5 protein-coding genes and 2 pseudogenes are annotated in these 7,123 nt (G+C 69.4%); 2 read left to right on the forward strand and 5 right to left on the reverse strand.

The features are described 5' to 3' along the window. Positions 1–117 precede the first annotated feature (117 nt). Positions 118–648 (forward strand): OmpP1/FadL family transporter, encoded by a 531-nt coding sequence (locus tag Tther_RS12340; protein WP_143904310.1) that lies wholly within the window; start codon positions 118–120, stop codon positions 646–648. 48 nt (positions 649–696) lie between these two features. Here Tther_RS12340 and Tther_RS12345 read toward each other — a convergent pair whose 3' ends face one another. Then, positions 697–1,650 carry a complex I NDUFA9 subunit family protein gene (locus tag Tther_RS12345; RefSeq protein ID WP_143904312.1) on the reverse strand — a complete coding sequence of 318 codons (954 nt, stop codon included), beginning with the start codon at positions 1,648–1,650 and terminating at the stop codon, positions 697–699. 43 nt (positions 1,651–1,693) lie between these two features. Beyond that, positions 1,694–3,724: a lytic transglycosylase domain-containing protein gene (locus Tther_RS12350; RefSeq protein WP_143904314.1), complete on the reverse strand. Its 2,031-nt coding sequence runs from the start codon at positions 3,722–3,724 to the stop codon at positions 1,694–1,696. 115 nt (positions 3,725–3,839) lie between these two features. On the opposite strand from Tther_RS12350, the gene Tther_RS12355 reads away from it, so the two are divergent. Continuing rightward, entirely contained in the window at positions 3,840–4,472 is a 633-nt protein-coding gene (locus Tther_RS12355) for a 5-formyltetrahydrofolate cyclo-ligase (protein ID WP_143904317.1), read from the forward strand. A gap of 28 nt (positions 4,473–4,500) precedes the next feature. On the opposite strand, the gene Tther_RS12360 is transcribed toward Tther_RS12355, so the two are convergent. The 3 genes and pseudogenes from Tther_RS12360 to Tther_RS12370 all read right to left on the reverse strand — a co-directional run. Next, positions 4,501–5,421 (reverse strand): DMT family transporter, encoded by a 921-nt coding sequence (locus Tther_RS12360; protein WP_221934035.1) that lies wholly within the window; start codon positions 5,419–5,421, stop codon positions 4,501–4,503. Between the two features lie 42 nt (positions 5,422–5,463). Further along, positions 5,464–6,933 (reverse strand): annotated as a pseudogene (locus Tther_RS12365) (methylmalonyl-CoA mutase family protein); the annotation flags it as partial. Next, a pseudogene (locus Tther_RS12370) lies at positions 6,875–7,123 on the reverse strand (transposase); the annotation flags it as partial. The pseudogenes Tther_RS12365 and Tther_RS12370, both read right to left, overlap by 59 nt.

Here is a 7,123-nt window from a genome sequence, read left to right on the forward strand (position 1 = left end):
GGTTTCCGCAATGCTCGCCGAACTCGACGACGAGTGGCTGACCGGCAAGGTCTATCTCAACTTCAACCTGTAACCCGGTTGTCATGACCACCCAACCGGAAATTTACAGAAAAGAGGTTGCACAATCGCGGGGACTTCGACATCCCCGAAAACTTCGGCGTGGGTGTGGCGGTGCAGGTGACCCCCGCCGTGACGGTGGCGCTGGATGCCACCCGCATCAACTACGGCGGCGTGCCCTCGATCGCCAATGGCAGCCTGAGCCAGATCATGGCCGGCCAGCCGCTGGGTGCGGCGCAAGGGCCGGGGTTTGGCTGGCGCGACATCAACGTCGTCAAGCTGGGCGTGCAGTGGCAGATGAACGAGCGCTGGACGCTGCGCGCCGGCTACAACAAGGGAGACAACCCCATTCGTTCACAGGACGCGATGTTCAACATCCTCGCGCCCGGGGTGATCCGCGAGCACATCACCTTTGGCGCCACCTACGCGCCCGACAAGCAGTCCGAGTGGACGTTTGCGCTGTGGCACGGCAAGCGCGAGACGGTGGTGGGGCCGAGCGTGGATTTCACGAGCATGGCCATGAACCCCACGGGCACGCGCATCGGCATGCACCAAAACGGTTTCGGCGTGCAGTACAGCCGCAGGTTTTGATCTGGGGAGAGCGGTGGGCCGCCGTCCGCGCGGGCGGCGGCCGTTTTTTTAGTGCCGCAGGTGGGCCGTGCGCCGTTTGTCGATGAGCGGGTCCGCCGGCCCATCCAGATCCAGGTAGCGCGCCGCCACCGGCTCCACCGCGCTGGGGACGATGCCCAGCTCATGCAAGGTGGGCAGGGTCCCCGTGGCGACGTTGTCCACCTCCATCGAGCGCAGGTTGTCGGTCGTCATCAGCGGCTCACCGGGCAGCAGTTGCATGAGCAGCGCCTGGAAATAGCCCAGCGCGCGCGGCAGCCCGATCACCGGGCGCGGATGTCCGGACAGCCGCCCGGCCAGGCGCACGAGGTCGCCCAGGGTCCAGACCTCCGGGCCGACACCTTCGTAGGTTTGCCCGATGGTCTCGTCGCGCAGCAGGCATTCGACGATGGCGCGCGCCACGTCCGCCACCCACACCGGTTGAAAACGCGCATCCGCCGCTGCCAGCGGAACCACCGGCAGCGCGCGTTGCAGCCGCGCAAAGACGTTGAGGAAGCGGTCTTCCGCGCCGAAGATGACACTGGGGCGCAGGATGGTGAGCGCCAGCCCCGCCGCGGTGTGGCGCAAAGCCGCCTCGCCTTCGCCTTTGCTGCGCAGGTACAGCGAGGGGCCGTTGGGGTCGGCGCCCAGCGCGCTGACGTGCACCAGGCGCTGCACCCCGGCGGCCAACATGGCCTCGGCCAACCGCTGCGGCAAGCCCACGTGCACCTGCTCAAAGCGCTCGCGGTTGCCGTGCAGCACCGCGATCAGGTTGACCACGGCGTCGTGCCCTGGCAACAGCCGCGCCAGCACACGGTCGTCGTGCACATCGGCCGTGACCACGTCCACCATGGGCAGCATTTGCACCCCCTTGGCGTGTTCGGGGTGGCGCGTGGGCACGGTGGCGCGCACGCCCCGGCGTGTGAGTTGTTCGCAAACGTGGCGGCCGACGAAGCCGGTGCCACCCAGTACCAGCACGTGTTTCATGGTGTCCTCGTCGCACAGGGGCCTGACAGGACCTCGGGCCGTGTCAGGGCAGATCCGTATCGGGCGCGCGCGCCGTGGTCAGCCGTGGCCCAATGCGGCCCAGGCGGCTGCTCAGGCGCTGGGGTTGGCCGGTCAGGATGGCTGCGTAGACCGTGGTGTTGGACAGCATGCGTTTGACGTAGTCGCGTGTTTCGTCGAAGGGGATGTTTTCGATCCACACCGCCGCTTCCAGCTCAGGCCCCTGCCGCCATTGGCGCGGGCGTCCCGGGCCCGCATTGTAGGCCGCCGCCGCCATGGCCATCGACCCTTCGAAGTCGTCCAGCGCCAGCTTGAGGTAGGCGGTGCCGATCTGCACGTTGACCTCGGGGTCGGTGATGCGGCTCGGCTCGAATCCCTGCAACCCAATTTTGCGCGCGGTCCAGCGCGCCGTGGCCGGCATGATTTGCATCAGCCCGGAGGCGCCCACCGACGAGCGCGCATCGGTGACGAAGCGGCTTTCCTGCCGGATGAGGCCGTAGACATACGCGGGGTCGAGGCCGATCTCGCGCGCGCGGCGCACCACCAGCTCGCGCAGCGGGGTGGGGAAGCGCTGCGCCATGTCGCGTGCGTCACGCGTGCGGCTGCTGGTGTTGATGCAGCGGTCCCACACGCCGCGCTCGCACGCCCACTCGGCGGCCGCTAGCAGCTCGCGCTCACCCATCCCGCCGGGGGTGTGCAGCGCGATCTCGTAGTGCCATTCGCGCACGCCCTCGGCGCGCAGGCCCAGCTCGATGGCCAGCAGCGCGCGCTGCAGCCCGGCGTTGGCGCGGATGGCGGCGCGTTCCTCCGCGGTGGGTGGCGGCGGCGCCGGCGGCAGCGTCACAGCCTGGCCCAGGGCTTCGGCCGCCAGTTTTTCGTAAAAGCCGTCCGGGCCGGCGATGCGGGCATACAGGGCGCGCGCGGTGGCGGCGTCCTGCGCGCGGCCACTGGCGTGCAGCGCGCGCGCCAGCCAGTAGGTCCAGGTGGGGTCGCGCTGCTGCGCCGGGTCCATGCGCGCGATGGTGCTGCGCACGGTGGCCCAGTCACCCGCGCGCAGCGCGGCGCGCGTCTTCCAGGCCAGAAAGTCGTCGGGCAGCAGGGTGTCGTCGGCGCGCGCGAAGTACGCCGGCGCGCTGTCCGACAGGCGCAGGGCCGCGCGCTTACCAATGGCGCCCCAGATCCAGGCCCGCTCCTCGGCGGTGAGCTGGGTGCGCCAGCGCAGGTGGTCGGCCTCTTCGGCGGCGGCGGCCGGGTCCTGGGTGGCCAGGCGGATGATGGCCAGGGTGACGATTTCCTTGGTGCGCTGGCGCAGCGCGGTGACCTTGTCGTCCAGGTAGCGCTGCGGGGCTTGGTAGGCGCGCTCCACCAACGGCACCCACTGCGGGTTGAGCAGCCCGACCGCCTGTTTGGCCACCGCCAGCCGGCTGGTCTCCACCGCCCAGCGCGCGCGCTGCCACGCCACCTCGCGCGGCAGCGCACCGGCCTCGATCAGGCGCGCCGCGGCGGCTGCGCAGCCCGGCAGGGCCGTGGTTTGCCGCAGCCAGGCCGCGCGCACCCGGGCCGCCTCTTCGGCCGGTGTGCTCAGGCCGGTGTCGATGCGCGCCAGCGCCCCGTAGCACTCGACCTCGGTGTCGTCGTTCATGCGAAAGGCGGCCACCTCGCGCAAAAAAGTGGGCCAGTCGCGCCGCTCGCCCAGCACGCGCAGCCAATCGTTGCGCAGCCGGTCTTCCCAATAGCTGCCGCGCCAGCGCGTCAGAAAGGCTTGGATGTCCTCGGCCGGGGCGCTGGCCAGCCGCACGCGCAGCGCCCAGTAGTGGGCCAGCGGTTCTAGCGGGTGACCCTGCACCTGGGGCAGCAAGGCGGCCAGCCGTGCGCCATCCCCGCGCTCGAACGCGCTGCGCATCTCGCCCAGCAGACGCGCGGCCGCCTCCGGTGGCAAGGGGGTGGCGGCAGCCTCGCGCGCGGCCGCAGGCGCCGGTACCGGCGCTTGGGCCTGTGCGGGGGCGCACACCGTGCCCCCCAGCGCCGCGACGGCCACCAGGAGTCTGCCCAGCATCGGTAAGATGGCAGCTGCTCGGCCAGCGGGGCGCGCATGCCGCTGGCCCGCGTCCCCCGCCGCACCGTGGGCAGCCGCACCGCGGCGCATGACGATCCGTTTCATAGAGGCGATTATGGACAACATCGACCCCGTGCGCCACGGCACGGACCGCGATCCGGGCGCCCGCAAGGCCCAGTGGCGGCAGCGCCTGGTGGCCGAGCGGTTGCGCCTGCCCGACCGCCTGGCGCGCAACGAGGCGTTGCAGCGCGTCATGCGCGTGTGGATGGTCGACCGCGAGGATGCCGTGGTCGGCGCGTACTGGCCGATCAAGGGCGAGTTCGACCCGTTGCCGGCGCTGCACCGGTGGCAGGAGGCCGCCAATGTCGAGGACGCCCAAAGCGCCCGTCAGCGCCGCCGCATCGGCCTGCCCGTGATCGACAAGGTCGCCAAGACGTTGCGCTTTCACGTCTGGTACCCCGGCTGTCCGATGGAGGAGGACGCCTACGGCATCCCCAAACCCAAGGACACCGAGGTGGTCGAGCCCACGCTGCTGTTCGTGCCCTGCGTAGGCTATGGCCCGGGCGGGACGCGGCTGGGTTATGGCGGGGGGTTTTACGACCGCACCCTGGCGGCGCTGCGGCCGCGCCCGTTTACGGTGGGCCTGGCGTACGCGCATGGGTTTTTGCCCTGGCTGGAGCCCGAGCCGCACGACGTGCCGCTGGATGCGATCCTGACCGACCAGGGCGTGGCCTGGCCCATCGATTGAGCACCGCGCCGCACCCGTGGCCACGCCGTCAGGGGTGGGGGGTGTTGGTGTGCAGGTCGCGCCGGGCGTGCAGCCGCTCGTGGCGGATCAGGTACAGCCCGGCGCCGATCACCACCGAAGCACCCAGCAGCGTGGGCGCATCCGGCCACACGCCCCAGATCGCCGCGTCCAGCCCAACGCCCCAGGCCAGCGCGGTGTATTCAAACGGGGCGACGGCCGACGCCTGGCCGTGCCGAAAGGCTTCGGTGATCGCCAGCTGAGCGACGAAGCCCGTGATCGCCAGCGCCACGAGCCACGGCGCGTGTTCGGCAGCCACCGGACGCCACTGCGGCGCGGCCAGCGCACCCGCGCCCAGGGCGAGTGCCACCATGGACCACCAGACCAGACTCTCCGGGGCATCGGTGCGGCACGCCAGCCGACCCAAGACCGCCGAGGCGGCGTAACAGCCCGCTGCCAGCAGCACCGCCAGCCCGGCCCAGCCCAAAAAGGCATCGGGCGTGGGCCGCAGCGCGATGACCACGCCGACCAGGCCGGCGGCGATCGCCGCCAGGTGCGCGCGCCGCACCCGCTCGCCCAGGATGGGGATGGCCAACAGTGTGATGAGCAGCGGCGCGATGAAGAACAGGGTGTAGGCGTTGGCCAGCGGCAACGCCGCCACGCCATACGCAAAGGCCGTGAGCATGACCACGGCCAGCACCCCGCGCAGGGCGTGCAGCGGCCAGCGCACCCGCCACACGCGGCCCCAAGCGCGCCGCACCGTCAGGTACCCCATCACCAGCGGCAGCGCCACCCAGCCGCGCAGAGATGCCACCTGCGCCGGCGGGTAATGCCCCGCCAGGTGCTTGAGCACCGTGTCCATCAGCGCAAAAAACGCCACCGCCACCAACATGGCGGCGATGCTGCGCAGGTTGCCGGAATCGGCCAGGGCTTGACGCCAGAACAACACCATCCGGCGAGTATCCCACGCGCCCGGTGTCCCGGCGCAGACCCGTCACATGTTGCGCCGGTACTGCCCCCCCACTTCGAACAGCGCCTGTGTGATCTGGCCCAGCGAGCAGCAGCGCACCGCGTCCATCAACACCTCGAAGACGTTGCGGTTGTCGATGACGGCCTGCTTGAGCCGCTGCAGCATGGCCGGCGCCTCGTGCGCGTGGCGGGCGTGGAAGTCGCGCAGTCGCTGCAGTTGCGACTGCTTTTCCTCCTCGGTGGAGCGGGCCAGCTCCAGCGACTCGGGGATCGGGTCACCGTGCGGGTTGCGGAAGGTGTTGACGCCGATGATGGGCAGCTCACCGGTGTGCTTGAGCATTTCGTAGTGCAGGCTCTCGTCCTGGATCTTGCCGCGCTGGTAGCCGGTCTCCATCGCGCCCAGCACGCCGCCGCGCTCGGCGATGCGTTCGAACTCGGCCAGCACCGCCTCCTCCACCAGCTCGGTCAGCTCCTCGATGATGAAGGCGCCCTGGTTGGGGTTTTCGTTCTTGGCCAGCCCCCACTCGCGGTTGATGATGAGCTGAATCGCCATGGCGCGGCGCACCGATTCCTCGGTGGGCGTGGTGATGGCTTCGTCGTAGGCGTTGGTGTGCAGGCTGTTGCAGTTGTCGTAGATGGCGATGAGCGCTTGCAGCGTGGTGCGGATGTCGTTGAAGGCGATTTCCTGCGCGTGCAGGCTGCGGCCAGAGGTCTGGATGTGGTATTTGAGCTTTTGGCTGCGTTCGTTGGCGCCGTACTTGTCGCGCATGGCCACCGCCCAGATGCGCCGCGCCACGCGGCCCAGCACGGTGTACTCGGGATCCATGCCGTTGCTGAAGAAAAAGCTCAGGTTGGGCGCGAAGTCGTCGATGTGCATGCCGCGCGCCAGGTACGCTTCCACGTAGGTGAAACCGTTGGCCAGCGTGAAGGCCAGTTGGCTGATCGGGTTGGCGCCCGCTTCGGCGATGTGGTAGCCGCTGATCGACACCGAGTAGAAGTTGCGCACGTTGTGGTGGACGAAGTACTCCTGGATGTCGCCCATCACCTTGAGGCTGAACTCGGTGGAGAAGATGCAGGTGTTTTGCCCCTGGTCTTCCTTCAGGATGTCCGCCTGCACGGTGCCGCGCACGTTGGCCAGCACCCATGCTTTGATTTTGGCGACTTCGGTGTCGGTGGGCTCGCGGCCGTTGTCGGCCCGAAATTTGTCGATCTGCTGGTCGATGGCGGTGTTGAAAAACATCGCCAAAATGGTGGGCGCCGGGCCGTTGATCGTCATCGACACGCTGGTGCTGGGGTCGCACAGGTCAAAGCCGCTGTACAGCACCTTCATATCGTCCAGCGTGGCCACGCTGACGCCGGAGTTGCCCACCTTGCCGTAAATGTCCGGGCGCGGATCGGGGTCGTGGCCGTACAGCGTCACTGAGTCAAACGCCGTCGACAGACGCTTGGCGGGCATCCCTTCGGACAGCAGCTTGAAGCGGCGGTTGGTGCGAAAGGATGCGGTGGGCGGCAGGGAAGTCGAAGACGGTGAGGCTCTCGGGGACGGCCTCCTCGGCCCATGCGGCCAATTTGGGATGCTCCTTGCGCCAGGATTCGAGGGCGGCCTTGAAGAGCCGCTCGGCCTCGGCTCGGTCGGGCGCGTTGAAGACGGCGCGCAACTGGGCGGCGACGGACTTTTTGGCTTC

Origin of the sequence: Tepidimonas thermarum (assembly GCF_007556705.1) — a bacterium.
GTDB lineage: Bacteria > Pseudomonadota > Gammaproteobacteria > Burkholderiales > Burkholderiaceae_C > Tepidimonas > Tepidimonas thermarum.

Coding starts and splice junctions, on each gene's coding strand:
- Tther_RS12345 (WP_143904312.1), bottom strand. CDS start 1,650: ATGAAACACGTGCTGGTACTGGGTGGCACCGGCTTCGTCGGCCGCCAC.
- Tther_RS12350 (WP_143904314.1), bottom strand. CDS start 3,724: ATGCTGGGCAGACTCCTGGTGGCCGTCGCGGCGCTGGGGGGCACGGTG.
- Tther_RS12355 (WP_143904317.1), top strand. CDS start 3,840: ATGGACAACATCGACCCCGTGCGCCACGGCACGGACCGCGATCCGGGC.
- Tther_RS12360 (WP_221934035.1), bottom strand. CDS start 5,421: ATGGTGTTGTTCTGGCGTCAAGCCCTGGCCGATTCCGGCAACCTGCGC.